Here is a 26,611-nt window from a genome sequence, read left to right as displayed (position 1 = left end):
GAGGCCGTCGCTCTAGGTCGATCGCACCTGCGGGTCGCGAGCTAGCGGCACGCTGACGCGCGCGCAAGCCCGCACGGTCGAGCGGCCCATCAGCGCGACAGCGCAATACTCTGTACGCATGGCGACCGACCCCGGCAAGGCCCACGGATCCGACGACGCGAAGGATCCCGAGGAGGCCGCCGCGCCCGACGGCGTGATCCGGGAGCCGGAGGACGTCTCCCCCGACACCACCGACGGAGAGACGGGCGAGGCACGCCGGGTCGACGAAGAGGGGCGCACCGAGCCGCTCCCCGACACCGACGGCCGACCGAGCCCGAAGGCCGCACTGGTCTACAACCCGACCAAGGTCGACGGCGACGAGCTGCGCGCGCAGGTCGCGGCGCGCGCGAAGGACGCCGGCTGGTCGGAGCCCCTCTTCTACGAGACGACCGTCGACGACCTGGGCGACGACGTCACGCGGCAGGCGCTGGATGAAGGGGTCGACGTCGTCCTCGTGGCCGGCGGTGACGGCACGGTACGGGCCGTCAGCGAGGCGATGACCGGCTCGGACGTGCCCCTCGCGATCCTCCCGAGCGGGACCGGCAACCTCCTGGCGCGCAACCTCCGCCTCCCCCTCGACGACGCCGACGCCATGATCGCCGCCGCATTCGACGGCGATCGCCTCGCGATCGATGTGGGCATCGCGACGCTCGCGCGTCAGGGCGGGGACAGTGAGAAGCGCGCGTTCGTCGTCATGGGCGGCATGGGACTGGACGCCGCGATGATCGCGAACACCCGAGGCGACCTCAAGAAGAAGGTCGGGTGGGTCGCGTACGTCGACGGCGCCGCGCGCTCGCTCATCGGCGCCAAGCCGTTCCCCGTCATCTACCAGGTGCCCGGACACAAGGTGCACCGCGCCAACGTGCAGAGCGTCGTGTTCGCCAACTGCGGCTCGCTGCCCGCGGGGCTCGAGCTGATCCCCGAGGCCTCCGTCACCGACGGCGACCTCGACATCGCGATCTTCCAGCCCAAGAGCGCCTTCGGCTGGCTGCTCGTCTGGCGCCGGGTCGCCTGGGACAACAGCTTCCTGCGCCGGTTCCGCGCGGGCCGGCAGATCCTGTCGCTGCGCACGAAGGACAACGCCGTGCGGTTCAGCCGCGGCGCCGGCATCGACCTCGCCACCGTCGCCGCCCAGCCGGTGCAGCTCGACGGCGACGAGTTCGGCGAGGCGACGCACGTGACTGCGCGGGTGGAGGCGGGCGGCCTCACCGTCGCCGTGCCCCGCGGACACACGGTGTCGGGGATCTGAGGGGCCTGCCGTGACCTCGCTCGTGTGGCTCCGCGACGACCTCCGGCTCGCCGACAACCCGGCGCTGCGGGCCGCCGTCGACCGCGATGAGCCGGTGGCGGTGCTGTACGTCCTCGACGAGGAGTCGCCCGGCATCCGTCCCCTCGGCGGGGCCGCGCGCTGGTGGCTGCACCACAGCCTGACCGAGCTCGCGGCACGCCTCGCCGAGCGCGGCGGGTCGCTCGTGCTGCGGCGCGGCCCGGCGTCGCAGGTGGTGCCGGCCGTCGCCGACGAGATCGGCGCCGACGCGGTGTTCTGGAACCGGCGGTACGGCGGTCCCGAGCGGGAGATCGACACCTCGCTGAAGGCGCGGCTGCGCGAGGAGGGCCGGGAGGTCGGATCCTTCGCAGCGAGTCTGCTCTTCGAGCCGTGGACGATCCGCACCGGCTCCGGCACGCCCTACGCCGTGTTCACACCTTTCTGGCGTGCATGCCAGGAGCAGCCGCCGCCGCGCGCACCGCTTCCCGAGCCACGGACGATCGAGGGGGCGGACGCACCGGGTGACGACCTCGCCGACTGGGAGCTGCTCCCCACCCGGCCGGACTGGGCCGGCGGCCTGCGCGAGGCGTGGGAGCCGGGCGAGCGGGCCGCACGGCAGCGGCTGCGGACGTTCCTCGCCGACGACCTCGGCGACTACGACCGCGCCCGCGACGAGCCCGCCGCCGGTGCCACGTCGCTGCTCTCTCCGCGACTGCGGTGGGGCGAGATCAGCCCCTACACCGTGTGGCACGACACGGTCGAGGCGGCGGGCACCGGCGCCCACGCGGCATCGGCTCACCGCTTCCTCTCCGAGCTCGGGTGGCGCGAGTTCGCCTGGCACACCCTCTTCCACTTCCCCGACCTCGCCACCCGCAACTGGCGCTCCGCGTTCGACGCGTTCCCGTGGCCGCGGCTGAAGCCGTCGCACCTGCGCGCCTGGCAGCGCGGCGAGACCGGCGTGCCCCTCGTGGACGCGGGCATGCGGGAGCTGTGGGCGACGGGGTACATGCACAACCGCGTGCGGATGGTCGTCGCCTCGTACCTCACGAAGAACCTCGCCATCCACTGGCAGCGGGGCGAGGAGTGGTTCTGGGACACCCTCGTCGACGCCGACGGCGCGAACAATCCGTTCAACTGGCAGTGGGTGGCCGGGTCGGGCGCCGACGCGTCGCCCTATTTCCGGATCTTCAATCCCGAGCGCCAGGCGGAGAAGTTCGATCCGCAGGGCCTCTACATCGCGCAGTGGGCGCCCGACAGCGCCGAGCGCGAGTTGCTGGTGGACCTCGCGGCGTCGCGGCGGGAGGCGCTCGACGCCTACGAGCACGTCAAGCGCGCCCGCTGACGGCGGGTTCGGCGGCCGCGGCGGGTACGGCGGCCGCGGGTCCGGCGTCGGCGGGTCCGGCGCCGGCGGGTTCGGCGTCGGCGGGTCCCGCGTCGGCGGGTTCGGCGGCCGCGGCGTTCACAACTCCGGAGATCTGCGCCGACCGGGAGCGGGCGCCCGCACGATTCCGCGGCCCGCTCCCGGTCGACGCGGCCGATCTTCCGGAGTTGCGAACCGGATCAGCCCTTGACCGCGCCGCCGAGCCCCGCGGAGCGCAGGAACACCGACTGGAACAGCAGGAACATCGCGATCGGGATGAGCGTCGCGATGGCGAGCGCCGCCAGGAACACGTCGAGCTCGGTCTGGCTGGCGACGTCCGGCAGGCGCACCGACAGCGGCTGGACGCCCGGGTCGGGCAGCACCAGCTTGGGCCAGAGGTAGTCCTTCCAGGCGGCGATGATGGCGAACACCGACACGACCCCGAGGATGGGCTTGGACATCGGCAGCACGATCGACCAGAACAGCCGGAACGAGCCCGCGCCGTCGGTCTTGGCCGCCTCGAAGACCTCCCGCGGGAGGGAGTCGAAGAAGCGCTTCACGAGCAGGATGTTGAACGCGTTCGCCGCCATGGGCAGCCACACGGCGAGGTAGTTGTTGAGGAGCGAGACCTCCAGCAGCGGCGGCCGCACGATCGTCAGGTACAGGGGCACGAGCAGCACGATCCCCGGGATGAACAGCGTCGCCAGCACGAGGCCGCCCAGAATCGGCGCGTACTTCGGCCGCAGCACCGACAGCGCGTACCCGGCGGTCGTCGCGACCAACAGCTGCGTGAACCAGGCACCGACGGCGATGACGATCGTGTTGAAGAAGAACTGGTCGATGTGGATGTCGGTCCAGGCCGTGGACAGGTTCTCCCAGTCCACGCCGTTCGGCCAGAGGGCGAACGGGGCGGTGATCGTGTCCTGCGAGGGGGTGATCGCGGCCTTCATGAGCCACAGGATCGGCCCGAGCCCGGCGACGACGAGCGTCGCGAACAGGAACACGTGGACGAGCCGCATGCCCAGCCGCGTGCCGGGCCGCCGGCGCTCGGAGGCCGAGATGATCGAGCGTTCGGCGAGGTCGTCGACCTTCATGAGGTGCTCCAGCGGTTGGTGAGTCGGAAGTAGAGCCAGGACAGGATCGCCAGCACGATCGCCAGCAGCACCGACACCGCGGTCGCCTCGCCGTAGTCGCCGCCGAGGCTGTTGCGGAACGCCTTGTCGTAGATGTAGAGCAGGACGGTCTTGGTGGCCCCTGCCGGCCCGCCGCCGGTGAACAGGAACGGCTCGAGGAACACCTGCGCGGTCGCGATCACCTGCAGGATCAGCATGATGAAGAGGATGCCGCGCAGCTGCGGCAGGGTGACGTGCCAGATCTTCCGCCAGATCCCGGCGCCGTCCACCTCGGCGGCGTCGTAGAGCTCGGGCGGGACGCTCAGGAGAGCGGCGAGATAGATGATGATCGAGCCTCCCGCGGCAGCCCACGTCGCCTCGAGCACGAGCGAGGGCATCGCCTGCGCGGCCGAGGACAGCCACGGCTGGGGCGGGATGCCGACCCACCCGAGGACCGTGTTGAACACGCCGTTCGGCGACGCGTCGTAGAAGAACTTCCACAGCAGCACGGCCACGACCGGAGGGATCACGACCGGCAGGTACGCGAGCGCCGAGTACAGGCCCTTGCCGCGCTTCACCTCGCTCATGAGCACGGCCATCAGCAGCGGCAGCGGGAAGCCGAGCACGAGCGCGAGCACGGCGAAGTACAGGGTGTTGACCACGGCGCGACCGAGTTCGGGATCGCTCAGCACGGTGGCGTAGTTGTCGAACCCGACCCACTCGGAGACGATCAGGTTCGTCTTCTGCAGGCTCATGATCACCGACTGGACGATCGGCGACCACGAGAAGAAGAAGAACACGAACAGCATCGGGAGCACGAACAGCAGGTTCGTGAGCCCGCCGCCGCGCAGCCATGTGAGGGGCGTGCGGCGGGCGCGACGGCGCGCGGGGGCGGGGGGCGGGGCGGATGCCGTCACGCGGCGCTCCGGGACTGTCGTGGTCATGAGTGGCCTTTGCGGTGGAAGTGGGGCGTTTCGCCTGTGCGTTTCGTCTCGCTCCGCTCGCTCAACGACCGGCGTCACACACCGGCCGTTGAGCGAGGAGCGAAGCGACGAGACGAAACGCCCCGGGGGGGGCTCAGCCGTCGAGCTTGGCCTGCGCGTCGGCCTGGGCCTGCGCGAGCAGCGCGTCGATGTCGGCGTTCTCGTCGGTGAGCACGGTCTGCACCACCGCGTCGAGCAGGGCGTAGACCTCCTGGGTCTGCTTCTTCGGCTCGCCGACCGGCGTCTGGTCCCAGATCGAGTCGATGAACGGCGTCATCTGGTCGCGCGGGACGTTGATGTACGGCTCGATCCAGCCGAGCGACTCCTCGTACAGCTCGCGGCTCAGCACGGGCAGCACCGGGGTGCCCACCGCCTGTCCCGATTCGTTGAGGGTCTTCGCGTCGAGGATGGCGGCGTCCTTGTCGAGCAGCTTCTGCATGTAGTACCAGTCGATCCAGGTGACCGCGGCGGCCTTGGTCGCGTCGTCGACGGTGGGGCTCACCACCGCGATGTCGCCGCCGCCGAGCGTGCCGGGCTCGGCGCCCTCGGTCGGCACGACGGTCAGGCCGTACGACTCGGGCTTCAGGCCGAAGTCGCGGACGAGCGCGGTGTAGACGTCGGAGCCCGAGGTGTACATGCCGATGTTGCCCGCGGCGAACTCCTGGTTGATGGTCCCCCAGTCGAGGTCGACCTTGGCACCGAACGAGTCGTCCTCGAACCGGAGGGCGTGCAGGAACTCCAGGGTCGCCTTCGTGCCCTCGTTGTCGATCGTCGACTGCGCCGTGCCGTCGGCGTTGTCGACCTGCGTGCGCCCGCCGCGGGCGACGGTCTGCGCGGTCAGCTGCCATCCGCCGGTGTTGTTGATCGCCATCTGCGCGTACCCGGCCTTGCCGGTCTTGTCGGCGATCTGCTTCGCGTACTCGCGCACTTCGTCCCACGTGGTCGGCGGAGCATCGGGGTCGAGCCCGGCCTGCTCGAAGAGATCGCGGTTGTAGTGCAGGCCCATGGCGTAGGCCTGGCGCGGGAAGCCGTAGATCCGGCCGTCGCCGTCGGTCACGCCGTCGAGGATGATCGGGTTGAAGCTGTCGGTGTAGCCGAGCTCGTCGATCTCGTCGGTGACATCCATCAGCTGCCCGTTCTCGAGCAGCGTCTTCGAGTCGGTGAACGGGACGGTGAACACGTCGGGCAGGCTGCCGCCGGCCAGCTGCACGGCGAAGGTCGGGCCCTCCCACTCGTACTCCACCCCGATGATGTCGATGTCGGGGTGCTCGTCCTCGAACTGCTTCTCCTGGGCGGCGAAGGCCTCGTACGCGGCGGCGTCGGCGCCGGGCGGGAAGGTGGCCACCCGCAGTTCGAGCTTTCCGCCGGCCGTCTCCTCGCCGGTGCCGGCCGAGCATCCGGCGAGGGCGCCGATGGTCGCCGCGGCGGCGAGGCCGGCGATCAGGACGCGTCCTGGTGACTTCATTGTCTTCTTCCTTTCGTGCTGTGTGGTGCGGAGGTCCGAGGAGCGGCCGGGCTCAGAGGTCGAGCCAGACCGTGGTGTCAGGAGGCAGCGCACCCTCCTCGAGGGGCGCGCTGCAGAGGACCACCCCGCGGTGCGGGGGGAGGCTGATCGGCTCGGAGCCGAGGTTGGTGATCGACGCCAGCCGGTCGCCACGGCGGAATCCGAGCGCGTCGGGGCCGACGTCGAGCCATGCGAGCGCCCCGCTGCGCAGGTCCGCGGACTGGCGGCGGAACGCGAGGGCATCGCGATACAGGCTGAGCATCGAGTCGGGGTCGGCCTCCTCGGCGGCGACCGTGTAGGCCGACCAGTCCGCCGGCTGCGGCAGCCAGCTGCCGCCCGCCCCGAAGCCGAACGGCGCGGCGGCGCCCGCCCACGGCAGCGGCACGCGGCATCCGTCCCGCCCCGGATCGACCCCGCCGGAGCGGAAGTGCATGGGGTCCTCGATGACCTCCCGGGGCAGCTCGACCTCGGGCAGGCCCAGCTCGTCGCCCTGGTAGACGTACATCGTGCCGGGGAGGGCGGCCACCAGCAGCGCCGCAGCACGGGCGCGCCGGGTGCCGACGGCGAGGTCGGTGGGAACGCCGAAGCGCTTGCGGTCGAACGCGAACCCGGAATCCTCGCGGCCGTACCGCGTGACCGGACGGGTGACGTCGTGGTTCGACAGCACCCAGGTGGCGGGAGCACCGACCGGCGCGTGCTCGGCGAGAGTGCGCGCGATGGAGCGGCGCATGAGCTCCGCGCTCCACGGCTGCGACATGAAGTCGAAGTTGAAGGCGGTGTGCATCTCGTCGGGGCGGAGGTAGCGCGCGAACCGCTCCGCATCCTCCAGCCAGACCTCGCCCACGAGGATCCGCGTGCCGTCGTACTCGTCGGCGACGGCACGCCAGCCGCGGTAGATGTCGTGGAGCTCGTCGCGGTCCAGGTGGGGATGGGCGCCCGGTGCGGGAGCGGTGGGAAGCTCGGGAAGGGCGGGGTCCTTCACGGGCAGGGCGGCCGAGTCGATGCGCACGCCGGCCACGCCCCGGTCGAACCAGAAGCGGAGGATGTCCTCGTGCTCGCGCCGCACGTCGGGGTGGTTCCAGTTGAGGTCGGGCTGCTCGGGCGTGAACAGGTGGAGGTACCACTCGCCGGGAGAGCCGTCGGGGTTCACGGTGCGGGTCCAGGTGGACCCCTGGAAGCTCGAGACCCAGTGGGTGGGCATCTCCGACCCGTCCTCGCCGCGGCCCGGATGGAACCAGAACCGCTCACGTTCGGGACTGCCGGGCCCGGCGGCCAGCGCCGCCTGGAACCACGGGTGCTGATCGCTCACGTGGTTGGGGACGATGTCGATGATCGTGCGGATGCCGAGGCCCAGCGCCTCCTGCACGAGCGCCTCCGCCTCGGCCAGCGTGCCGAAGGGGGCGTGGATGTCGCGGTAGTCGGCGACGTCGTAGCCGCCGTCCGCGAGGGGGCTCGGGTACCAGGGGTTGAACCAGATGGCGTCGACGCCGAGGGCCTTCAGGTACGGCAGGCGGGCACGGACGCCGGCGAGGTCCCCGGTCCCGTCGCCGTTCCCGTCGGCGAAGCTCCGCACGTAGACCTGGTAGATCACGGCGTGCCGCCACCACGGGGGGTCGGTCTGCGGTGCCGCCGGCGCGGCGGCGCGGGTCTGGACCTCGGTGTCCACGGTGCTCCTCGTCGTTCCCGCCGGGTGTGGCTCCGGCGCGACACCGAATGTAGCCATATCGATCATCTATTGCAAGAACCTGCGTGATGATTGCAATTTCATGATTACGCAAGTGCCCGCAAGATCGCGCAAGCCGCCCCCTCCGCCGGGTTGTCCCACTTTCGGCGGCTGATGTCCCACTTTCTGCCGCTCAGGGGCGCAGGAAACGACCGAATGTGGGACATGGCCCCGGCGGGCGGGGTGCGGGGGGTCAGGCGGAGAGCGGCGCGGTCGACGCGCGCAGGACGAGCTCGGGCTCGAAGAGGAGCTCGTCGCCAGCCTCGGCGCCGCCCTGGATCTGCGCGAGCAGGAGCTCGATGACCGTGCGGCCCATCGACTCGATCGGCTGGCGGACCGTCGTCAGCGGCGGCTCGGTGCAGCTCATCAGCGCCGAGTCGTCGAACCCGACGACCGACAGGTCCGCCGGCACCGACCGGCCGCTGCGCCGCGCGGCGCGGACCGCCCCCAGCGCGAGCAGGTCGCTCGCGCACACGATCGCCGTCGCGCCGGCGGCCATCAGCCGGGTGGCGCCCGCCTGTCCGGACTCGAGCGAGTACAGCCCGCGGACCAGCAGATCGTCCGGCAGCGGGGCGCCCAGCCGGTCGAGCACCCGCCGCGCGGCGGCGAGCTTGCGCTGGGACGGCACGTGATCGGCGGGGCCGAGGAGCAGGCCGATCCGCCGATGCCCGAGCTGGTGGAGGTGGATGACGGCCTGCTCGGCGGCGGCCGCGTCGTCGGTCGAGACGGTGGCGAACGGCAGCGCGTCGATGCGGGCGTTGACGAACACCGTCGGCAGCTTCACCCGGCGCAGGCGCTCGTAGTGCTCGTGCGCGGCGTCGGTCTGGCTGTAGTTGCCGCCGAGGAAGATGACCCCCGACACCTGCTGCTGGAGCAGGAGGTCGACGTAGTCGGACTCGGTGATCCCGCCGGCGTTCTGCGTGCACAGCAGCGGCGTGTAGCCGTTCTGCGTGAGCCCTCCGCCGACGATCTCGGCGAGCGCGGGGAAGATCGGATTCGTCAGCTCGGGGAGCACGAGGCCCACGAGACGGGCGCGCTCGCCGCGCAGCTTGGTCGGCCGCTCGTAGCCGAGCACGTCGAGCGCGGTCAGCACGGCCTGGCGCGTCGCCTCCGAGACGCCCGGCTTGTCGTTGAGCACGCGGCTGACCGTGGCTTCGCTCACCCCGACCTTGCGGGCGACCTCCGCGAGACGCTTCGACATGCGCGTCATCCTACGCAAGTGCTTGCAGGATCGCGCAAGTGCTTGCAGGCCTCTTGTCGGGCGGGCGAGGCCGCAGTACTGTGCCCGGCAAGGCGCGGGAAGGGGAATCCGATGCGTCGCTGGGGGATCTTCGCCGTCTCGATGGCATTCACGGTCGCCGCGGGAGCATTGCTGGGCGGGTGCGCCGCAGCCGAGCCCGCGTCAAACGGCGAGAGCCCGCCGGCCACCGTCTGCGACGCGGCCGCTGCCTTCGTGGAGGACGGCGATCCCGAAGCGGCGATCACCCTCATCGACCGCTACCGTGCGCCGGCGATCGCGCGCCTCGAGGCCGGCGCCGGGATCGCGGGCGACGCCACCCGCGCCGTCGCATGCGAGGCGCAGAGGGACGAGGCCCTGCTGACGGCTCCGAAGCCCGACGAGCCGACCCCACCCGTCGGCGCGGTGGACGCGTGGAACGCGACGCTGACGTCCTGGCTGACGCCGCTCGGCACGCTCCTCGCCTGGGCGCTCGGGCTCACGGCCGCCCTGATCGTCTTCGCCCGCCTGCTCGTCTTCGTGGTCCCCTGGCCGTCGCTGCCGCCACGGTGGCGCCGCTCGGCGCCGTTCACCTTCCCGGGATCGTGGTGGCCACTGCCGGTCCTCTTTCTCGGATCTGCCGTTCTCGTGGGGGCGTGGGGTTTCCTCGCCGGCAACCCGGCGCAGTGGCCGGTCGCCGTCGCGGGCGGCCTCGTCGCCGCCTTCGCCACGTGGCGCACCGTGCACTGGTTCGGCGGCAGGCCGCGGGTCGTCGTGGCCGCCGTCGACAAGGAGGGGAACCCGTCGGCGGTCCGGTCGGCGCAGGTCGCCGCACTCACGGTGGAGCTCGGGGCGGGCGGCCCGGGCAGCGTCGACTCCGGGTCGAGCGACCTCAGCCAGCTCACCGACGCCACCGCGAAGGTGTCCGACAACGCGCTGGTCTCGTTCCTCACGGGCGTCGCGGACTTCGTCGTCAACGTGTCGCCGTGGCATGTGGGCGTGACGGAGATCGACGACACGACCTCGCTGGTGGACATCCGCTGGAACGGCCGCCCGGTGGGGGCGGCGACGATCCGCTCCTCCGCCGTGCTCGACGGCGTCGCAGACGCCCCCGCCGATCTGATGCAGCGGCTGCAGGCGGCGGTGGTGGCAACGACACTGGCGGCGCACTACTCCGACATGCGCGGGCTCTACGGCGCGACCAACTGGCGCAGCGTCGGGCTGGCCTTCGCCGCGACCTCCGCGAGCGGCGCAGCCGGTCTCCCCCTCCTGACACGTGCCGTGGAGATCGATCCGGCGAACGCGCTCGCTCGACGGCAGCGGGACAACCTGCTCTACGCCGACCCCGAGGACATCGCCGCCACCGACAGGTATCTGCGTGCACTCGAACGCGAGGCGAACCTCGTCGCCCCGCTCTCGGGCGACCGCGGGCCGTTCCCGTTCGCCTCGGATTGGTCACCGACCGGCACTCCCGGCGGAGCCGCGGCAGAGGCCGACTACCCCGCCCCCGGTCACCTGCTCGCCCGGACGCTCCTGCTGTGGGCGACCGCGCTGTGCAACCGCATCGCGCTGGCAATGGCGGACCCGACCACGTCCGCCGACACGCCCCCTGCGACGGCCGCGGCGCACGCCCGCGTGCTCGGCCAGCTGGTGGACCTGGTCGCACGTCTCCGGGCCGACAACACCGCGATTGCCGACCCGTCCTCGGTGTCCTCGTTCCTCGGGGCGATGCGCGGCCGGACCGCCATCGTCCTGCGACGACTCCACGACAACCCCTCCTACCGCGCGCACGTCGCGCATCTGCTGCCACCCACTCAGGGCTGGTACGACACCGCAGCGGCATCCGGCGACCCCGGGATGAGCTACCGGCTCGCCTGCCGCGCGGCCATGCGCGGGCAGCCCGTCGACGATCTTCTCGCCGTCGCCTTCCTCCGGAAGACCTACGTCGAGTGGGCGCCCAAGGATCCCGAGCTGTATTCGCTGCGCGACGCGCGCTGGGCGCTCCTGCACCCGGACGCACCGGTCGACGTGTGGGAGATCGAGCCCCTCGCGACCCATCGCGACAGGCTCGCCGAGATCGGCATCCGCACCGCCGCCGATCTCGCCGACGCCGGGCGCGACGCGCGCAAGGCGCTCGCGCTCGATGCGGCGTCGTTCGCGCACCTGCGCCGGGTCGCCCGCTTGGCGAAGCGGCTCGAGGAGCGGACGCCGGCGCCGTGGAAGGAGCGCGTGCCGCTCATCTTCGCCGCCCTGGTCGCACAGGACATCGACACCGTGGCGCTCCTGCGCGCCACCGGGCCGGGCGAGCTCATCGTCCCGCTGACGGATGCCGTCCGCGGGGTTCCGAGCCCCGCCGCGCCCGGCTCGTTCGTGCCCCCGGAGGAGGCCGTCGCGACGCTGTACGCCGCGTGGACGAGCTGACCGGCCGTCCCCGCCACGCCGAGGAGGAATGACCGCCGGCCGCCCGGCGTTGTCGGTGGTGATGAGCACTCCCCCGCCTCCCGCCCTGTCCGTCCTCGACCTGGTACCCGTCCGCACCGGTCAGACCAGCTCCCAGGCGGTGACGGCGTCGCTCGACCTCGTGCGCCGGGCCGACGAACTCGGCTACCGGCGGTACTGGTTCGCCGAGCACCACAACATGCCGGCGGTCGCCTCGACCACGCCGCCGGTGCTGGCCGCCGCGGCTGCGGCGCGCACGACGCGGATCCGCGTCGGCAGCGGCGGCGTCATGCTCCCCAACCACGCCCCGCTCGTCGTGGCGGAGCAGTTCGCCGCCCTCGAGGCCATCGCGCCGGGACGCGTCGACCTGGGCATCGGGCGCGCCCCCGGAAGCGATCCCGTGATCACGCAGCTGCTGCGGATGACGGGCACCACGAGCGATGTCGACCGCTTCCCCGAGCACATCCGCGACATCCTGGGGCTCGTCTCCCCCGAGGGCGCGAGCGTCCGGCTCGTGAGCCGGCCGGGCGGATCGGGCGAGCCGTACGCGGTGCACGCCACGCCGTCGGCGACCACGTCGCCCGAGGTGTGGCTGCTGGGCTCCAGTGACTACTCCGCCGGGCTCGCCGCGGCCTTCGGCCTGCCGTACGTCTTCGCCAACCACTTCTCCGGAGAGGGCCTCGAGCGCGCGCTCGACCTGTACCGGTCGCAGTTCACCCCGAGCGAGCACCTGGACGCGCCGCGGACCTTCGTGACCGCCAACGTGGTCGCCGCCGCATCCGACGAGCTGGCGCAGGAGCGCATGCTGCCCCAGGCGCGGATGATGGCGCGACTGCGCGGCGGACGACCGCTCGTCGCGCTCGAGACCGTCGAGCAGGCGGCCGCCGCCGAGGCGGAGGACCACCTGGCGTCGGCGATGCTCGACACCCTCCGCAGCCGCTGGTTCGTCGGCGCGGGCGACGACGTCCGCGCCCGGGTGGCCGCGTTCGCCGCGCAGCACGGCGTCGACGAGGTCATGGTGTCGCCGGTGGCCGCCGCCTACGACGGCGAGCCGATGGACGCCGCGGCCGGACGCGCCGAGACCCTCGAGCTCCTCGCAGCCTGACGGCGCGGGCCCAGGCCCCCGCCTCAGGCCTCGGGCTCACCGGAGATGAGAGCGCGCAGCCAGTCCCGCGCCTCGACGAACACGTCGTCGGAGTAGCGGTCGGGGTAGTGCACGATGGCGCGGTCGGCGCGGGGGTACGACCCGAGGTAGATCACCTTCGGGCTGAAGCGGCGCAGGCCCAGCAGCGCATCCGCCATCCGCTCGTCCTCGATGTGGCCGTCGGCGTCGATGACGAAGCGGTAGCGTCCGAGCGCATCGCCGATCGGGCGCGACTCGATGAGCGACAGGTTGATGCCCCGGGTGGAGAACTGCTCGAGGAGCTCCAGCAGGGCTCCCGGATGGTCGTCCGGCAGCTCGGCGATGAGCGACGTCTTGTCGGCGCCGGTCGGGGCGGGCGGGGCGACGGTGCGGCTCACCAGCACGAAGCGGGTGACGGCGTTGCGGTTGTCGCCGATGTCGGACGCCAGCAGCTCCAGGTCGTAGTGCTCCAGGATGCCGGGAGGGGCGATCGCGGCCTGCGCGGCGCTGTCGCCGTCGACGATGCCGACCGCCGATGCGACGTTGCTCGCGGCGGGGAGGTGGGCGTGCTCCGGAAGGTGGGCCGACAGCCACTGCAGGCACTGCGCATAGGCGACGGGATGCGCGGCGACGAGCGACACGTCCTCCAGCCGGGTGCCGGGACGCCCGACGAGCACGAAGTTGACCGGCACGAGGTATTCGCCCACGATGCGCAGTCCCGGCATGGTGGCCAGGGCGTCCTGCGCGGTGGACACGCCGCCGTCGATCGAGTTCTCGATCGCGATCATCGCCGCGTCCGAGCGGCCCTCGACGACGTCCGTCAGCGCCTCGCCGACGTTGCGCACCGGGCGCCACACCTGGTCCCGCGCTTCGGCGACCTGTCCGAGGGCCGCCTCGGTGAAGGTGCCGGCCGGCCCGAGATAGCTGTAGGTGCGGCGCGGGGCGGGGTCGACGGTCACGGGGGCAAGCCTAGTGCGCTGGACTCGGCGCGACGCCGATGCGCACCACTGCTTCGATCCGGCCTGCGGCGGCGCGGATCCCGGGTGGTTGCGGCCCGCTCGGCGGGTGACGAGGGAGTCACGCCGGTCCGGCGGCGGCGACCTCCCGCACCCGGATGCCACGGCGGATGCCGGTGACGAGCACACCGACGACGAGGATCGCGCCGCCGATCGTCTCGGCCGCGTTCGGGATCTGCCCGAGGAGGAGCGCCGCCGAGACCATCGCCACGACAGGAGCGAGGAGCACCCAGGGGACGACGGCTGCCGGGGGGTTCCGGGCGAGGAGCCCGTTGAAGATCGCGTAGCCGATCACCGTGCAGAGGATCGCGGTGTACAGCGTGGACAGGGCCGCCGCCCACCCGAACGATGCCAGGCCGGCGCCGACCGCCGCGGACCCCTCGACCGCGAGCGACAGCGCGAACGCGGGGACGGGCACCACGAGCGCCGACCACACCGTCAGCGACAGCGCTCCACCGCGTCCAGGACCCCGGACGTCGCCGGCGCGGCGGGCGATCACGTTCCCGACGCCCCACGACAGGGCGGCCGCGAGCGCGAGCACGACCGCGATCGCCGGCGCGTCTCCCCCGCGTCCGAGCGCGACGATCGCGAGTCCGGCGCAGCCGAGCAGGACGCCCACGATCTGCGCCGCCGTGGGACGCTCCCGCAGCACCCCTGCGGCGATCGCGATCGTGAAGACCACCTGCGCCTGCAGCAGCAGCGCGGCGAGCCCGGGCTGCAGGCCGAGTGCCATGGACGTGTAGAGGAGACCGAACTGGCCCAGGCTCATGAAGATGCCGACCCCGACCACGACACGCCATCCGGTGGCCGGGCGCGGGACGACCACGGCGAAGAGCGCGACGACGCCGAACCGGATCGCCACGAACAGGAGCGGGGGGATGCCGGTCATGCCCCACGCGATCACCACGAAGTTCACCCCCCAGAGGGAGGCCACCAGGGCGGCGAGGACCATGTCGCGTCGGCTCATGGCCTCCATCCGACCGCTGTTGGAGGTGAAGCACAAGCGATTGTTTTCGCGTCGAATTCGGTAGCATCGCTACATGATGGATCTGGATGCCGTCGTCTCCCTCCGCACCATCGCGACCGAGGGCAGCGTCGCCCGCGCCGCCGCCATGCTCGGCTTCACGCCGTCCGCCGTGTCGCAGCAGGTGAAGCGCCTCGAGCGGGAGACCGGCGTGGTGCTGCTCGAACGCGCCGGCCGCGGGGTCGTCCTGACCGACGCCGCCACGCGTCTGGTCGTCGCCTCGACGCCGGTGCTCGCCGACATCGAGCGCATCCGCGCCGACATCCAGTCGCTCGCCGAGGCGCCCGACGCGCTCGTCGGGGAGATCCGGATCGCCGCCTTCTCGACGGTGGTCCGGGGCCTCCTGCTTCCGGTGCTCTCCGCGCTCGGCGATCGGCATCCCGCCCTCCGGCTGCCGCTGCGCGAGAGCGAGCCGTGGGAGACGATCGCCCTCGTCGCGTCCGGCCAGCGCGACCTGGGCGTCGTGCACCGCTGGGGCGGAGTGGCCCTCGCGATGCCCGACCATCTGATCGAGACGCCGCTGTTCACCGATGTCGCGGACGTCATCCTCCCCCGGACCCATCGCCTCGCCGACCGCACGTCGCTCCGCCCGGAGGACCTCGCCGACGAACCGTGGGTGGCCACGTTCGACTCGACCATCTGCCGCCAGTGGCTGCGACGCCTCTTCGACGGGGTGAGCGGTGCTCCCCGCATCGTCCACGAGTCGATGGAGTTCCAGAACCACCTCGAGCTCGCCCGGGCCGGCCTCGCAGTCGCCCTCGTCCCCCGTCTCGGCCGCGGCGATCTCGGCGACGACCTCGTCGCGATCCCCACCGAGGGACCGGCGTCGGTCCGTGCGGTCAGCACCGTGCATCGCCGCACCCAGGCGGACTCCCCCGCGCTGCGCGCCGTGCTCGACGAGGTGGCCACGCGCGCGATCGACCTCGGCCGTTCGTAACTCCGGAATCCCGCACGCGTCCGGGGCCTCGGGGCCTCATCCCGTCCCGTCGACGGGCGGTCTTCCGGAGTCGTGGACGCGCGCCGGACGCCACGGAGTCTGTCAAGACCGATGCATCCCCGTCGCCGGGAGGGCAGACTGGACCCATGAGCCGCGCAGGACAGCCCGCCGAAGCATCCGACCTCATCGACATCGACGATCTGATCGCCGCGTACTACGACCGAAAGCCGGATGCCGGGGTGCCCGAGCAGCGGGTCGCCTTCGGCACGAGCGGTCACCGCGGCTCGTCGCTGTCGACGAGCTTCAACGAGGACCACATCCTCGCCACCACGCAGGCGATCGTGGAGTACCGCGCCGCGCAGGGCATCACCGGCCCCCTCTTCCTCGGACGCGACACCCACGGGCTCTCCCGCCCCGCCGAGCGCACCGCGATCGAGGTGCTCGTGGCGAACGGCGTCGACGTGCGCGTGGACTCCCGCGACTCGTGGGTGCCGACGCCGGCGCTCAGCCACGCCATCCTCACCTACAACCGCGCCCTCCGAGAGGCACAGGGATCGGATGCGGCACAGGGATCGGATGCGGCACAGGCGGGCCTCGCGGACGGCATCGTGGTGACCCCGTCGCACAACCCGCCGCGCGACGGCGGCTTCAAGTACAACCCGCCGCACGGCGGTCCCGCCGACACCGATGCCACCGGCTGGATCGCCGACCGGGCCAACGCCCTCATCGCAGAGGGCCTGAGCGGCGTGCAGCGCGTGCGCTTCGCCGACATCGCCGCCGGCCACGTGGGCTCCTACGACTTCCGCGAGGGGTACGTCGGCGATCTCGCGAACATCATCGACGTCGAGGCGATCCGCCGCGCCGGGGTGCGAATCGGCGCCGATCCGCTGGGCGGCGCCTCGGTCGAGTACTGGGCCCTGATCGCCGAGCGCTACGGGCTCGACCTCACGGTCGTGAACCCCGAGGTCGATCCCACCTGGCGGTTCATGACGCTCGACTGGGACGAGAAGATCCGGATGGACCCCTCGTCGCCCTCGGCGATGGCGTCGCTGGTCGCGCGCCGTCACGAGTACGACATCCTCACCGGCAACGACGCGGACGCCGACCGGCACGGCATCGTGACGCCCGACGCGGGGCTCATGAACCCGAACCACTACCTCGCCGTCGCGATCGACTACCTCTACTCGCACCGCCCGGGGTGGCGCGCCGACGCCGCCGTCGGCAAGACGCTCGTGTCGTCGATGATCATCGACAAGGTCGTCGCCGCGCTCGGGCGCCGGCTCGTCGAGGTGCCCGTCGGCTTCAAGTGGTTCGTGCCCGGCCTGCTCGACGGCTCGGTCGCCTTCGGGGGCGAGGAGTCGGCCGGCGCGTCGTTCCTGCGGACCGACGGGGAGGTGTGGACGACCGACAAGGACGGCATCCTCCTGTGCCTGCTGGCGTCGGAGATCCTCGCCGTCACCGGCAAGACCCCGTCGCAGCGGTACGCGGAGCTCGAGGCGGAGTACGGCGCCTCGGCGTATCAGCGCGTGGACGCACCCGCCACGCCCGCGCAGAAGGCGGCGCTCGGCAAGCTCGCCCCCGAGTCGGTGTCGGCGACGACGCTGGCCGGCGAGCCGATCACGGCCAAGCTGTCGCACGCACCCGGCAACGGCGCGGCGATCGGCGGCCTGAAGGTGCAGACCGAGCACGCGTGGTTCGCCGCCCGCCCGTCGGGCACCGAGGACGTCTACAAGCTCTACGCTGAGTCGCTGCGCGGCCCCGAGCACCTCGCCGAGGTGCAGGCCGAGGCGCGCGCCGTCGTCAGCGAAGCCCTCGGCGACGCCTGAGCCCGGCCCCGGGCCCGGTCAGGGACGGCGGTCAGGGACGGTGGTGGTGGCAAAAGCAGGGCCATCCGGGGCTGGCCACGGCTGACCGCCGCCCGCGGGGCGCTGCAGCCTGCTTTCGCCACGCCACGCCTCGCCACGCCGCGCGGCCGGCACCCGAGGTCCCGCCGGATCAGCTCAGGCGCACGGCGGCCCACGACACGGCGGGAAGCGGCAGCACGAGGACGCCGTCCTCGACCCTCACGCCGTCGAGCGCGCGGGGCGCGACGCGGCCCGGGTCGCCGAAGGTGTTGGCCGCGTCGGCGTCGTCGTCGTGCAGGAGATGGGCCTCGGTCACGGTGAGAGCACGCCCGCCCGCCGCAGCGGACAGATCGAGGCGCACCTCGGTGGCGTCGGTCGTCGAACGGTGGGCGACGAACACACTGATCCCGGCATCGTCGACGGTCGCGACGGCGTTGACGGTCGGCACCACGCCGAACCGCGTGCTCTCGAACGTGGCGGATTCGACCGCGATCCGCCGCACCTGCTCCCCCGCAAGGCGGGACGTCAGGGCGAACGGGAAGAACGTCGTCTGCCGCCAGGCGGGGCCGCCCGGCTCGGTCATGATCGGGCCGATGACGTTGACCAGCTGCGCCAGCGACGCCGACCTCACGCGGTCCGCGTGCTGCAGGAGCGTGATGAGGAGGTCGCCGACGACCACGGCGTCGCGCACGGTGTACACGTCCTCGAGCAGGCGCGGGGCGACCGGCCACTCGTCGCGCGGCTGCGAGCCCTCGATCGCGTTCCACCGCGACTGGTACCACACGTTCCACTCGTCGAACGAGATCATGATGCGCTTGTCGCTGGACCTCTCGGCCGCGACCTCGTCGGCGATGCGCACCACCTCCTCGATGAAGAGGTGCATGTCGACGGCCGAGGCCAGGAACTCCTGCGCATCGTCGCCGATCGGCTCGTAGTACGCATGGCAGGAGATGAAGTCCACGTCGTCGAACGTGTGGGCGAGCACCTCGCGCTCCCACGCGCCGAAGGTCGGCATGGTGCGCGACGACGAGCCGCACACGACCAGCTCGAGGTCCGGATCGAACCGGCGCATCGCCTTGGCGGTGCGGGCCGCGAGCTTGCCGTAGTCCGTGGCGCTCCGGGCGCCCACCTGCCACCAGCCGTCCATCTCGTTCCCGAGGCACCACATGCGCACCCCGAACGGCTCGGTGCGGCCGTTGGCCGCGCGGGCCCGGGTGTGCGCGGTGTCGACCTCGGCGTTCGCGTACTCGAGGAGGTCCAGCGCCTCCGCCGTGCCGCGCGTCCCGAGGTTCACGGCGAGCATGAGGTCGGAGCCGACCTTCTCCAGCCACGCGGCGAACTCGTGGAGTCCCACCTCGTTGGTCTCGGTCACGTGCCAGGCGAGGTCGAGCCGCCGCGGACGCTCCTCGCGCGGCCCGACGCCGTCCTCCCAGCGGTAGCCCGAGACGAAGTTGCCGCCCGGGTAGCGGATCGTCGAGACGCCGAGCTCCCGGACGAGCTCCACGACATCGGTGCGGAACCCGTCGGCATCGGCTGACGGGTGGCCGGGCTCGTGGATCCCGTCGTAGATGTGCCGGCCGAGGTGCTCGACGAAGCCGCCGAACAGGCGCCGGTCGAGTGTGATGCCGGGGCCTGTGTCGACGGTCCCGATCGCGGGGCTGGTCATGTCAGTGCTCCGTGTGTCCGAGGGCGAGGTCGTCGAGGAACCGGAGCGCGTCGATGTCGAGCGCTTCCAGTTCCAGCACCGTCAGCGTATTGGCCCCCGCGCGGGTGAGCGGAGCGGGGATGTACAGGGAGGCCTGGGGGCCTTTGCGCCAGTAGCGGCCGAGGCAGGTGTCGCCGATCCACACGAGTCCCTTGCCGAGCCCCGCGGTCGAGAGGGAGAGGTCGGCGGGCTCGTCGAGGGCGAACGTCGCCTGCCACACCGTCGCGCCCACGCCCGGGGCGCCGAGGGCACCGTCGCCGCCCGCCGGTTCCGCGGCGGGGACCGCGTCGAGCTCGACGGCGGACACCTCCCAGGCACTCAGCGGCGAGCCGTCGAGCGTCGCCGGTCCGATCAGGCCCTTCGGCTCCCCGATGCGAGGGCCGTAGTTCACGCGGCCCTCGTCCTCGACGAGGATCTCCAGCAGGCCCCGCCCGGAGGGGAGGGTCAGCGTGCGCTCGTGCGCTTCCCGTGCGAGGGAGCCGACGGGCGCCCCGTCGAGGAGGACCCACGCGCGGTCGCGCACCTCTCCGACCGACAGGACCGCCGGCCCGGCGGCGCCGGCGAGCGCGGTCCGGTAGCGCGCGAAGCCGCGCCAGATGCCGACGGCGTCCATCGTGGGAAGCCCGTCGTGGGTCGTCCACACCGCCGGGGCGACCTCGGCGAGGGTGCCGATCGGACGCAGCGGCGCAGGCTCGGGCACGACGAGAGCGGTGCTCGCCGTGCGCTCCAGCGGCGGCACGGGCGCGTAGCGGGAGATGACCTCGCGGAAGGCCCAGAACTTCTCGGTCGGGCGCCCGGCCTCGTCCAGCGGGGCGTCGTAGTCGTAGCTCGTGACGGTCGGCTGGTAGACGCCCTTGTCGTTGGCGCCGTTGGTCAGCCCGAAGTTCGTGCCGCCGTGCAGCATGTAGATGTTCACCGACGCTCCCGCCGCGAGCAGCGCGTCGAGCTCGTGCGCGGAGGCCGCCGGGTCGGTCACGTGATGGTGGGCGCCCCAGTGGTCGAACCAGCCGCACCAGAACTCGCTGCACATGAGCGGACCGCTCGGCTGCTGCGCGCGCAGGGCCGCCAGGCGCTCCGGCACGCGTGAGCCGAACGAGCCGGTCGTGAGCAGCTCGGGGAGCGTGCCCGCCGCGAGCATGCCGGGGTGCGGCTGGTCGACGGTCGTGAGCGGCACCGTCACGCCGCACGCACGGTAGAGGTCGGTGAGCGCGCGCAGATAGTCGTGGTCGGCGCCGTAGGCCCCGTACTCGTTCTCCACCTGCATCAGGATCACCGGCCCTCCGCGATCGATCTGCAGCGGCACGACGATCTCCATCACGCGCCGGAGGTACTCCGACACCGCCGCCATGTACTGCGGCTCGAGGCTGCGGACGCCGACCGGTCGCGCCTCATCGGCGGCGCGGAACAGCCAGGCCGGCAGGCCGCCCCCATCGAACTCGGCGCAGATGTAGGGGCCGGGGCGGACGATCGCGTGCATCCCCTCCTCGTGGACCGTCTGCAGGAACCGCGCGAGGTCGAGGCGACCGGTCGTGTCCCACGTCCCCTCCTCGGGGGCGTGCTCGTTCCACGCGACGTAGGTCTCGATGGTGTTCAGACCCATCCGCCGCCCCCAGCGGATGCGGTCGCGCCACTGGTCCGGATGGATGCGGAAGTAGTGGAGGGCGCCGGAGATCACGCGATGGGGAGAGCCGTCGAGCAGGAAGTCGCGGTCGCCGATCTCGAAGATCGGTGCGGTCATGGGTACTCCAGAGAGGGGCCGGAGGCGGCGGCGAGGGGGGCGGGCAGAGGCGGGCGGCCGGATCCGGACGTGGATCCGGCCGCCCGTGGGACGTCCCGGGGGACGAAGTCACTCCGAGACGGTGAAGCCCTGCTCCGAGCCGTACGTCACGTTCTGCTGCTGCCACGCGGCGAGGCCGTCGGCGATGGACGTCTTGTTCAGGTAGGCCTGTCCGACGGTGTCGGCGTAGATGCTGTTGGCGTAGGACTGCCAGGGCAGGTACTGCCATCCGGTGCTGACCGAGTTGGCCGCCTCGACGAGCACCTCGTTGATCTTCTGACCGCCGAAGTAGTCCGACTCGTAGTTGAGGAAGTCGTCCGAGTTGAGGTCGGCGACCGTGGCCGGGAACCCGCCGCTCTCGAGGAACACGTCGATGGAGTCCTCGGACGAGTTGAGCCACTTGAGGAAGCCGGCCGCCAGTGCAGGGTTCTTCGACTGCTTGGTCACCGCCTCCGAGCTGCCGCCGTTCTCGGCCGTGACCGCCGCGCCGCCGTCGTAGGTCGGCATCGGCGCGACGCGCCAGTCGCCGGCGCCGTCGGCAGCGCCCGACTCGAACACGCCCGGCATCCACGCGCCGATCGGCAGCGTCGCGATCTTGCCGCTGGCCAGGCCCGCGAACCACTCGTCGGTCCAGCCGGAGATCTGGCTCATGAGGTCCTCCTGCACGAGGGTGTCCCACGTGCTCGCCCACTTCTGGGTGCCCTCGTCGGCGAGGTCGACGGTGATGTTCTCGCCGTCCGCCTGGAAGGGACGCCCGCCGGCCTGCCAGATCATCGACGTGCCGAAGCCGGCGTCGGTGCCGGAGTCGTTGGTGATGAAGTACTCGGGGTCGGCGGCCTGCAGGGCGCGGCCCGCCTCGATGTACTCGTCCCAGGTGGTCGGGACCTCGAGGCCGAACTCGTCGAAGACGCGCTTGTTGTAGAACAGCGCCATCGGGCCCGAGTCCTGCGGGAGGCCCCAGATGCCGCCCTGCTGGGCGACCGCGCCCCACGGGCCGGGGGTGTACAGGTCCTCGAGCTCGCCGAAGCCGTAGTCGGTGAGGTCCAGGAGCGAGTCGGAGAGGATGAACTGCGGCAGCGACTGGTACTCGACCTGCACGACGTCGGGGGCGCCCGACCCGGCGGCGATCGCGTTCTGGAGCTTGAGGTTGTTGTCGTTGGCGCTCGCGGTGTTGACCACGGTGACCTCGACGTTGGGATAGGCGTCCTGGAACGCCTCGACCTGGGCCTCGGCGGAGGGGGTCCACGTCCAGTAGGTGAGCTCCCCGCCCTCCTCGAGCGCCGCCTCGATGGCGTCGGCGCTGCCGGGCTCCGCGTCGTTGCCGGGGGTGGTGTCGCCGGCGCAGGCCGCGAGGCCCGCGCCGATCAGGAGGGCGGCGGCGCCGGTGGCGATGCCGCGGACCAGAGTGCGCTTTCTCATTTGCTGTGTCCTTCCGCTTCTTCGGAGTCGGATCGTTGGGGAGGATGGTTCGACGGTCAGCAGTCCCCTACTGCTTGACGCTTCCCGCGCTGAGCCCCGACTGCCAGAACCGCTGCAGCAGGAGGAACGCGATCACGATCGGGACGATCGTGAGAAGTGCACCGGTGATCACCAGGTTGAAGATCGGGTCGGACCCGACGCCGGTCGCCTGCATGTTCCACTGCTGCAGACCGATGGTCAGCGGGAACAGGGCGGGGTCGTTGAGCATGATCAACGGCAGGAAGTAGTTGTTCCAGGTGGCCACGATCGCGAACATCGCGACGGTCACGATCCCGGGGGCCAGGAGCTTGATCGAGATGGTGAAGAACGTGCGCAGCTCGCCGGCGCCGTCCACGCGCGCCGCCTCGAGCAGCTCGGTGGGCACCGAGTCGACCGCGTACACCCAGATCAGGTAGAGGCCGAACGGCGAGATCAGCGACGGGATGATGATCGCCCACCCGGTGTTCGTGAGGCCCATCTGGCTGAACATGAGGAATGTGGGCACCGCCAGCGCCGTTCCCGGCACGGCGATGGCACCGAGCACCACCGCGAAGATCGCGCGCTTGCCGGGGAAGGTGAACTTGGCCAGGCCGTAGCCGGCGAGGGTGGCGAGGATCGTCGCGCCGCCGGCGCCGGCGACGACGTAGAGCAGGGTGTTGCCGAGCCAGCGGACGAAGATGCCGTCGTTGTAGGTGAGCGTCTCCACGACGTTGTCGAAGAAGGCGAACGGACCCGAGAACCACAGCCCGAACGACGTGTAGAGCGATTCCTGCGTCTTCGTCGAGCTGATGACGAGCCACGCCAGCGGCAGGAACGAGTAGACGAGGAAGAGCGACATCGCGATCGTCAGGCCGACCGAGCGGCGGGGACGGTCGAGCAGCCCCGGGGAGCGGTCGAGGGCGCGCGCCCGGCGGCGCGAGACGGTGGTCGTGGCGGTCATCGCAGCTCCTGCCGGTTGCCGCGCAGCTGCACGACGTAGGCGATCACGGCCGTGACGACGCCCATGATGATCGCGACCGTGGCGGCGTAGTTGACCTGCTGTCCGAAGAAGCTGAGGTTGTAGGCGTACATGTTCGGGGTGAAGTAGGTGGTGATGAGGCTCGGCGCCAGGGGGCGCAGGATGTTCGGCTCGTTGAAGAGCTGGAAGCTGCCGATGATCGAGAAGATGGTGGCGATGACGATCGCGCCGCGCAGGGCCGGGAGCTTGATGCTCCAGACGATCCGGAACTGCCCGGCGCCGTCGAGGGCGGCGGCCTCGTAGATGTCGCCCGGGATGGCGCGCAGCGCCGAGTAGAAGATCAGCATGTTGTAGCCGACGAACTCCCAGGTGACGATGTTGCCGATCGCGACCAGGATCCACTGCTGGGTGAAGGGCGTGATGAGGTCGAAGCCGAGCAGGTTGTTGACGTTGCCCGCCAGCCCCATCCGCTCCGAGTACATGAAGCCCCACATGAGCACGGCGACGACGCCGGGCACCGCATAGGGCAGGAACAGGCCGATGCGGAACAGGGACGATCCCGCGAGGCGGCGGGAGTCGATGGCGAGGGCCGCGACGAGCGCCAGCGCCAGCATGATCGGCACCTGCACCGCGAGGAAGAGCGAGACCCGCAGCGCCCCCTCGATGAACTTCGGGTCGGTGAAGGCCTGCAGGTAGTTCTCGACGCCGACGAACGAGTTGCCGCCGACGAGCTTGTTGCGGAAGAGGCTGAGGTAGATCGAGTACGCCACGGGCGCGAGGAACGTGACGGCGAACACGATCAGGAACGGGGCCACGAATCCGAGGCCCGCCCATTGCCGCGTGGTGGTGCGACGTCCGCGGCGGCGGCCGGCGGCAGCCGTTTCTGCGGGAACCGCGGGAGCGATGGTCGACATCCTCGTCTCAGTCCTCTTCGTCGGGGGTTCGGGCGCTGGCGATGTTTACGTCAACATCGTCGGGGCGAGAGTAGCATGTTCACGTCAACATCTGTCAACCCCGATTCGTCCGAAGGCCTAGAGTGAGGCTGATGTCCCTGGCCAACGAGCACCCCCGATCCGTCTCCCTGCGCGAAGTGGCGCAGCGTGCCGGTGTCTCCGGGCAGACGGTGTCGCGGGTCGCGAACAACGTGCCGAACGTGGCCGAGCCCACCCGCCGCAAGGTGCTGGCCGCCATGAGCGAGCTCGGCTACCGGCCGAACGTCGCCGCGCGCGCTCTGCGGCGCGGCTCGTTCGGCTCGATCGGCGTCGTGGTGTTCACGCTCGGCACCCTCGGGAACATCCGCACGATCTCGGGGATCGTCGCCGAAGCGGCCCGCCGCGACTACGCCGTGGAGCTGATCCAGGTGCAGCCGGCGACCGAGAACGACGCCACCGAGGGACAGGTGTCCTCCGCGCTGTCGCGACTCGGGCAGGACGCCGTCGACGGCATCATCGTCATCATCGAGTCCCACCTGATCTCCAAGTCGGCGCTCGAGTTCCCCGACGGCATCCCGAGCATCATCGTCGAAGCCGGCGCCCGTCCCGACCGGCCGTCGATCAACGGCGACCAGACCGCGGGGGCGCGCCTGGCCGTGCAGCATCTGCTCGACCTCGGGCATCCCACGGTGTGGCACGTCGCCGGACCGGCCGAGTCCAACTCCGCCCGCGAGCGCACCGAGACCTGGCGCGACACCCTCGTCGCCGCGGGGCGTCCCGTCCCCGAGCCGTTCCAGGGCGACTGGAGCGCGGAGGCGGGCTACCGCGCCGGGCTGCGGCTGGCCGAGATCCCCGAGGCGAGCGCGGTGTTCGTCTCCAACGACCAGATGGCCCTGGGGCTCCTGCGCGCGCTCCACGAGCGCGGCATCCGCGTGCCCGAGGATGTCAGTGTCGTCGGGTTCGACGACATGGACGAGGCCGCGCACTTCTGGCCGCCCCTGACCACCGTGCACCAGTTCTTCGAGGATGCGGGATCCTTGGCCGTGTCGCTCATCATCGACGAGATCCAGGGCCGCGACCTCGAACCCGGGGAGCGCAAGGTCGGCATCGAGCTCGTCACCCGCCAGTCCAGCGGCCCCTACCGGGGACCGCACCCCCTACCCACCCCCATCCCGCAGGAGGATTCATGAGCTGGCTCGTCACCGGAGGCGCCGGGTACATCGGCGCCCACATCGTCCGCGCGCTCTCGGACGCCGGCATGTCGCCGGTCGTCCTCGACGACCTGTCGAGCGGGCACGCGGAGTTCGTCCCGGAGGGCGTGCCGTTCGTGCGGGGATCGATCCTCGATCACTCCCTCCTCGTCGAGACGCTCCGCAGTCACCGGGTCGCCGGGGTCATCCACGTGGCGGGCTACAAGTACGCGGGCGTCTCGGTGCAGCGCCCTCTCCACACCTACGAGCAGAACGTCGAAGGGACGCGGGTCGTCCTGGCCGCGATGGCCGAGACCGGCGTCTCCCACCTCGTGTTCTCGTCCAGCGCGGCCGTCTACGGCACCCCCGACGTCGAGCTCGTGACCGAGGACCTCCCCAAGCGCCCCGCCTCCCCCTACGGCGAGTCCAAGCTCATCGGCGAGTGGCTGCTGCGCGATCAGGCGGTCGCCACGGCGTCCTCCGACGCGCCGCTGCGGCACACGTCGCTGCGCTACTTCAACGTCGTGGGCTCCAGCGACCCGAGCGTCTACGACACGAGCCCGCACAACCTCTTCCCGCTGGTGTTCGAAGCCCTCATCGAAGGGCGCACGCCCAAGATCTTCGGCGACGACTACGACACCCCCGACGGCACCAACGTCCGCGACTACGTGCACGTCGGCGACATCGCGGCGGCGCACGTCGTCGCCGCGCAGCGCCTGCAGGCCGGCGAGCCGGTGGAGCCCGCGTACAACCTCGGCTCGCGCAACGGCCTGTCGGTGCGACAGATCATGGACGCCATGGCACGCGGCACCGGCATCGACTTCGAGCCCGAGATCGGCCCGCGCCGGCCCGGCGATCCCGACCGCATCGTCGCGACCGGCGACCTCGCCGCCCGCGACCTCGACTGGCAGAACCGCTACACGGTGGACGAGATGGTCCGCTCGGGCTGGGAGGCCCGCCGCGCCGCCGGCTGATCCCGCCTCACCCTGCTCGTCGCCGACCCC

At 71.6% G+C, this 26,611-nt stretch carries 20 protein-coding genes; 8 read left to right on the top strand and 12 right to left on the bottom strand.

Going from position 1 to position 26,611, the window contains the following annotated elements:
* Positions 1-118: 118 nt before the first annotated feature.
* Together QQZ13_RS11015 and QQZ13_RS11010 are read left to right on the top strand one after the other, a co-directional pair.
* A complete protein-coding gene (locus QQZ13_RS11015; RefSeq protein WP_284529143.1) occupies positions 119-1,288 on the top strand; it encodes a diacylglycerol kinase family protein in 1,170 nt (389 codons plus the stop codon).
* A gap of 10 nt (positions 1,289-1,298) precedes the next feature.
* Positions 1,299-2,648 carry a deoxyribodipyrimidine photo-lyase gene (locus tag QQZ13_RS11010; protein WP_284529141.1) on the top strand — a complete coding sequence of 450 codons (1,350 nt, stop codon included), beginning with the start codon at positions 1,299-1,301 and terminating at the stop codon, positions 2,646-2,648.
* A gap of 218 nt (positions 2,649-2,866) precedes the next feature.
* Here the strand turns inward: QQZ13_RS11010 and QQZ13_RS11005 are convergent, their stop codons facing one another.
* The 5 genes from QQZ13_RS11005 to QQZ13_RS10985 all read right to left on the bottom strand — a co-directional run bounded on the left by QQZ13_RS11005 (position 2,867) and on the right by QQZ13_RS10985 (position 9,189).
* Positions 2,867-3,760: a carbohydrate ABC transporter permease gene (locus QQZ13_RS11005; protein WP_284529140.1), complete on the bottom strand. Its 894-nt coding sequence runs from the start codon at positions 3,758-3,760 to the stop codon at positions 2,867-2,869.
* Positions 3,757-4,722, bottom strand: a complete 966-nt coding sequence (locus tag QQZ13_RS11000) for a carbohydrate ABC transporter permease (RefSeq protein WP_284529139.1) — start codon at positions 4,720-4,722, stop codon at positions 3,757-3,759. The genes QQZ13_RS11005 and QQZ13_RS11000 overlap by 4 nt, the downstream gene beginning before the upstream one ends.
* 133 nt (positions 4,723-4,855) lie before the next feature.
* Positions 4,856-6,226, bottom strand: coding sequence for an ABC transporter substrate-binding protein (locus QQZ13_RS10995; RefSeq protein WP_284529138.1), 1,371 nt, complete (start codon positions 6,224-6,226; stop codon positions 4,856-4,858).
* Between the two features lie 52 nt (positions 6,227-6,278).
* Positions 6,279-7,931: an alpha-amylase family glycosyl hydrolase gene (locus tag QQZ13_RS10990; protein ID WP_284529137.1), complete on the bottom strand. Its 1,653-nt coding sequence runs from the start codon at positions 7,929-7,931 to the stop codon at positions 6,279-6,281.
* Between the two features lie 250 nt (positions 7,932-8,181).
* The gene (locus QQZ13_RS10985) at positions 8,182-9,189 is read right to left on the bottom strand and encodes a LacI family DNA-binding transcriptional regulator (RefSeq protein WP_284529136.1); all 1,008 of its coding nucleotides are present in this window, start codon (positions 9,187-9,189) and stop codon (positions 8,182-8,184) included.
* A 111-nt stretch (positions 9,190-9,300) separates the two neighbouring features.
* Here QQZ13_RS10985 and QQZ13_RS10980 point away from each other — a divergent pair, with 111 nt between their 5' ends.
* Positions 9,301-11,625, top strand: coding sequence for a hypothetical protein (locus QQZ13_RS10980; protein WP_284529135.1), 2,325 nt, complete (start codon positions 9,301-9,303; stop codon positions 11,623-11,625).
* A 61-nt stretch (positions 11,626-11,686) separates the two neighbouring features.
* On the top strand, positions 11,687-12,748 hold the full coding sequence (locus QQZ13_RS10975) for an LLM class flavin-dependent oxidoreductase (protein WP_284529180.1): 1,062 nt from the start codon (positions 11,687-11,689) through the stop codon (positions 12,746-12,748).
* A 23-nt stretch (positions 12,749-12,771) separates the two neighbouring features.
* Here QQZ13_RS10975 and pheA read toward each other — a convergent pair whose 3' ends face one another.
* Together pheA and QQZ13_RS10965 are read right to left on the bottom strand one after the other, a co-directional pair.
* A complete protein-coding gene (pheA, locus tag QQZ13_RS10970; protein WP_284529134.1) occupies positions 12,772-13,725 on the bottom strand; it encodes a prephenate dehydratase in 954 nt (317 codons plus the stop codon).
* Between the two features lie 118 nt (positions 13,726-13,843).
* Positions 13,844-14,749 carry an EamA family transporter gene (locus tag QQZ13_RS10965; RefSeq protein ID WP_284529133.1) on the bottom strand — a complete coding sequence of 302 codons (906 nt, stop codon included), beginning with the start codon at positions 14,747-14,749 and terminating at the stop codon, positions 13,844-13,846.
* A 73-nt stretch (positions 14,750-14,822) separates the two neighbouring features.
* On the opposite strand from QQZ13_RS10965, the gene QQZ13_RS10960 reads away from it, so the two are divergent.
* Positions 14,823-15,743 carry a LysR family transcriptional regulator gene (locus QQZ13_RS10960; RefSeq protein WP_284529131.1) on the top strand — a complete coding sequence of 307 codons (921 nt, stop codon included), beginning with the start codon at positions 14,823-14,825 and terminating at the stop codon, positions 15,741-15,743.
* Between the two features lie 146 nt (positions 15,744-15,889).
* On the top strand, positions 15,890-17,569 hold the full coding sequence (gene pgm / locus QQZ13_RS10955) for a phosphoglucomutase (alpha-D-glucose-1,6-bisphosphate-dependent) (RefSeq protein ID WP_284529129.1): 1,680 nt from the start codon (positions 15,890-15,892) through the stop codon (positions 17,567-17,569).
* A gap of 169 nt (positions 17,570-17,738) precedes the next feature.
* Here pgm and QQZ13_RS10950 read toward each other — a convergent pair whose 3' ends face one another.
* The 5 genes from QQZ13_RS10950 to QQZ13_RS10930 form a co-directional block, all read right to left on the bottom strand.
* Positions 17,739-19,253: an alpha-N-arabinofuranosidase gene (locus tag QQZ13_RS10950; protein ID WP_284529128.1), complete on the bottom strand. Its 1,515-nt coding sequence runs from the start codon at positions 19,251-19,253 to the stop codon at positions 17,739-17,741.
* A 1-nt stretch (position 19,254) separates the two neighbouring features.
* Positions 19,255-21,030 (bottom strand): beta-galactosidase family protein, encoded by a 1,776-nt coding sequence (locus QQZ13_RS10945; RefSeq protein WP_284529127.1) that lies wholly within the window; start codon positions 21,028-21,030, stop codon positions 19,255-19,257.
* 108 nt (positions 21,031-21,138) lie between these two features.
* Complete coding sequence (locus tag QQZ13_RS10940; RefSeq protein WP_284529125.1) at positions 21,139-22,488, bottom strand: sugar ABC transporter substrate-binding protein; 1,350 nt, start codon at positions 22,486-22,488, stop codon at positions 21,139-21,141.
* Positions 22,489-22,555: 67 nt separating this feature from the next.
* Entirely contained in the window at positions 22,556-23,365 is an 810-nt protein-coding gene (locus QQZ13_RS10935) for a carbohydrate ABC transporter permease (RefSeq protein ID WP_284529179.1), read from the bottom strand.
* A gap of 98 nt (positions 23,366-23,463) precedes the next feature.
* Complete coding sequence (locus QQZ13_RS10930) at positions 23,464-24,399, bottom strand: carbohydrate ABC transporter permease (protein WP_284529123.1); 936 nt, start codon at positions 24,397-24,399, stop codon at positions 23,464-23,466.
* A gap of 131 nt (positions 24,400-24,530) precedes the next feature.
* Here QQZ13_RS10930 and QQZ13_RS10925 point away from each other — a divergent pair, with 131 nt between their 5' ends.
* Entirely contained in the window at positions 24,531-25,607 is a 1,077-nt protein-coding gene (locus tag QQZ13_RS10925; RefSeq protein WP_284529122.1) for a LacI family DNA-binding transcriptional regulator, read from the top strand.
* Positions 25,604-26,581 (top strand): UDP-glucose 4-epimerase GalE, encoded by a 978-nt coding sequence (gene galE, locus QQZ13_RS10920; protein WP_284529120.1) that lies wholly within the window; start codon positions 25,604-25,606, stop codon positions 26,579-26,581. The genes QQZ13_RS10925 and galE overlap by 4 nt, the downstream gene beginning before the upstream one ends.
* Positions 26,582-26,611 lie beyond the last annotated feature (30 nt).

Source organism: Microbacterium sp. T2.11-28 (assembly GCF_950097975.1).
Taxonomy (GTDB): domain Bacteria; phylum Actinomycetota; class Actinomycetes; order Actinomycetales; family Microbacteriaceae; genus Microbacterium.
The sequence above is the reverse complement of the archived record's forward strand: the minus strand, read 5'-3'. Positions and strand labels throughout refer to the sequence as shown.

Coding starts and splice junctions, on each gene's coding strand:
- QQZ13_RS11015 (WP_284529143.1), top strand. CDS start 119: ATGGCGACCGACCCCGGCAAGGCCCACGGATCCGACGACGCGAAGGAT.
- QQZ13_RS11005 (WP_284529140.1), bottom strand. CDS start 3,760: ATGAAGGTCGACGACCTCGCCGAACGCTCGATCATCTCGGCCTCCGAG.
- QQZ13_RS11000 (WP_284529139.1), bottom strand. CDS start 4,722: ATGACCACGACAGTCCCGGAGCGCCGCGTGACGGCATCCGCCCCGCCC.
- QQZ13_RS10995 (WP_284529138.1), bottom strand. CDS start 6,226: ATGAAGTCACCAGGACGCGTCCTGATCGCCGGCCTCGCCGCCGCGGCG.
- QQZ13_RS10985 (WP_284529136.1), bottom strand. CDS start 9,189: ATGTCGAAGCGTCTCGCGGAGGTCGCCCGCAAGGTCGGGGTGAGCGAA.
- QQZ13_RS10980 (WP_284529135.1), top strand. CDS start 9,301: ATGCGTCGCTGGGGGATCTTCGCCGTCTCGATGGCATTCACGGTCGCC.
- QQZ13_RS10975 (WP_284529180.1), top strand. CDS start 11,687: ATGAGCACTCCCCCGCCTCCCGCCCTGTCCGTCCTCGACCTGGTACCC.
- QQZ13_RS10965 (WP_284529133.1), bottom strand. CDS start 14,749: ATGAGCCGACGCGACATGGTCCTCGCCGCCCTGGTGGCCTCCCTCTGG.
- QQZ13_RS10960 (WP_284529131.1), top strand. CDS start 14,823: ATGATGGATCTGGATGCCGTCGTCTCCCTCCGCACCATCGCGACCGAG.
- pgm (WP_284529129.1), top strand. CDS start 15,890: ATGAGCCGCGCAGGACAGCCCGCCGAAGCATCCGACCTCATCGACATC.
- QQZ13_RS10950 (WP_284529128.1), bottom strand. CDS start 19,253: ATGACCAGCCCCGCGATCGGGACCGTCGACACAGGCCCCGGCATCACA.
- QQZ13_RS10945 (WP_284529127.1), bottom strand. CDS start 21,030: ATGACCGCACCGATCTTCGAGATCGGCGACCGCGACTTCCTGCTCGAC.
- QQZ13_RS10940 (WP_284529125.1), bottom strand. CDS start 22,488: ATGAGAAAGCGCACTCTGGTCCGCGGCATCGCCACCGGCGCCGCCGCC.
- QQZ13_RS10935 (WP_284529179.1), bottom strand. CDS start 23,365: ATGTCGCTCTTCCTCGTCTACTCGTTCCTGCCGCTGGCGTGGCTCGTC.
- QQZ13_RS10930 (WP_284529123.1), bottom strand. CDS start 24,399: ATGTCGACCATCGCTCCCGCGGTTCCCGCAGAAACGGCTGCCGCCGGC.
- QQZ13_RS10925 (WP_284529122.1), top strand. CDS start 24,531: ATGTCCCTGGCCAACGAGCACCCCCGATCCGTCTCCCTGCGCGAAGTG.
- galE (WP_284529120.1), top strand. CDS start 25,604: ATGAGCTGGCTCGTCACCGGAGGCGCCGGGTACATCGGCGCCCACATC.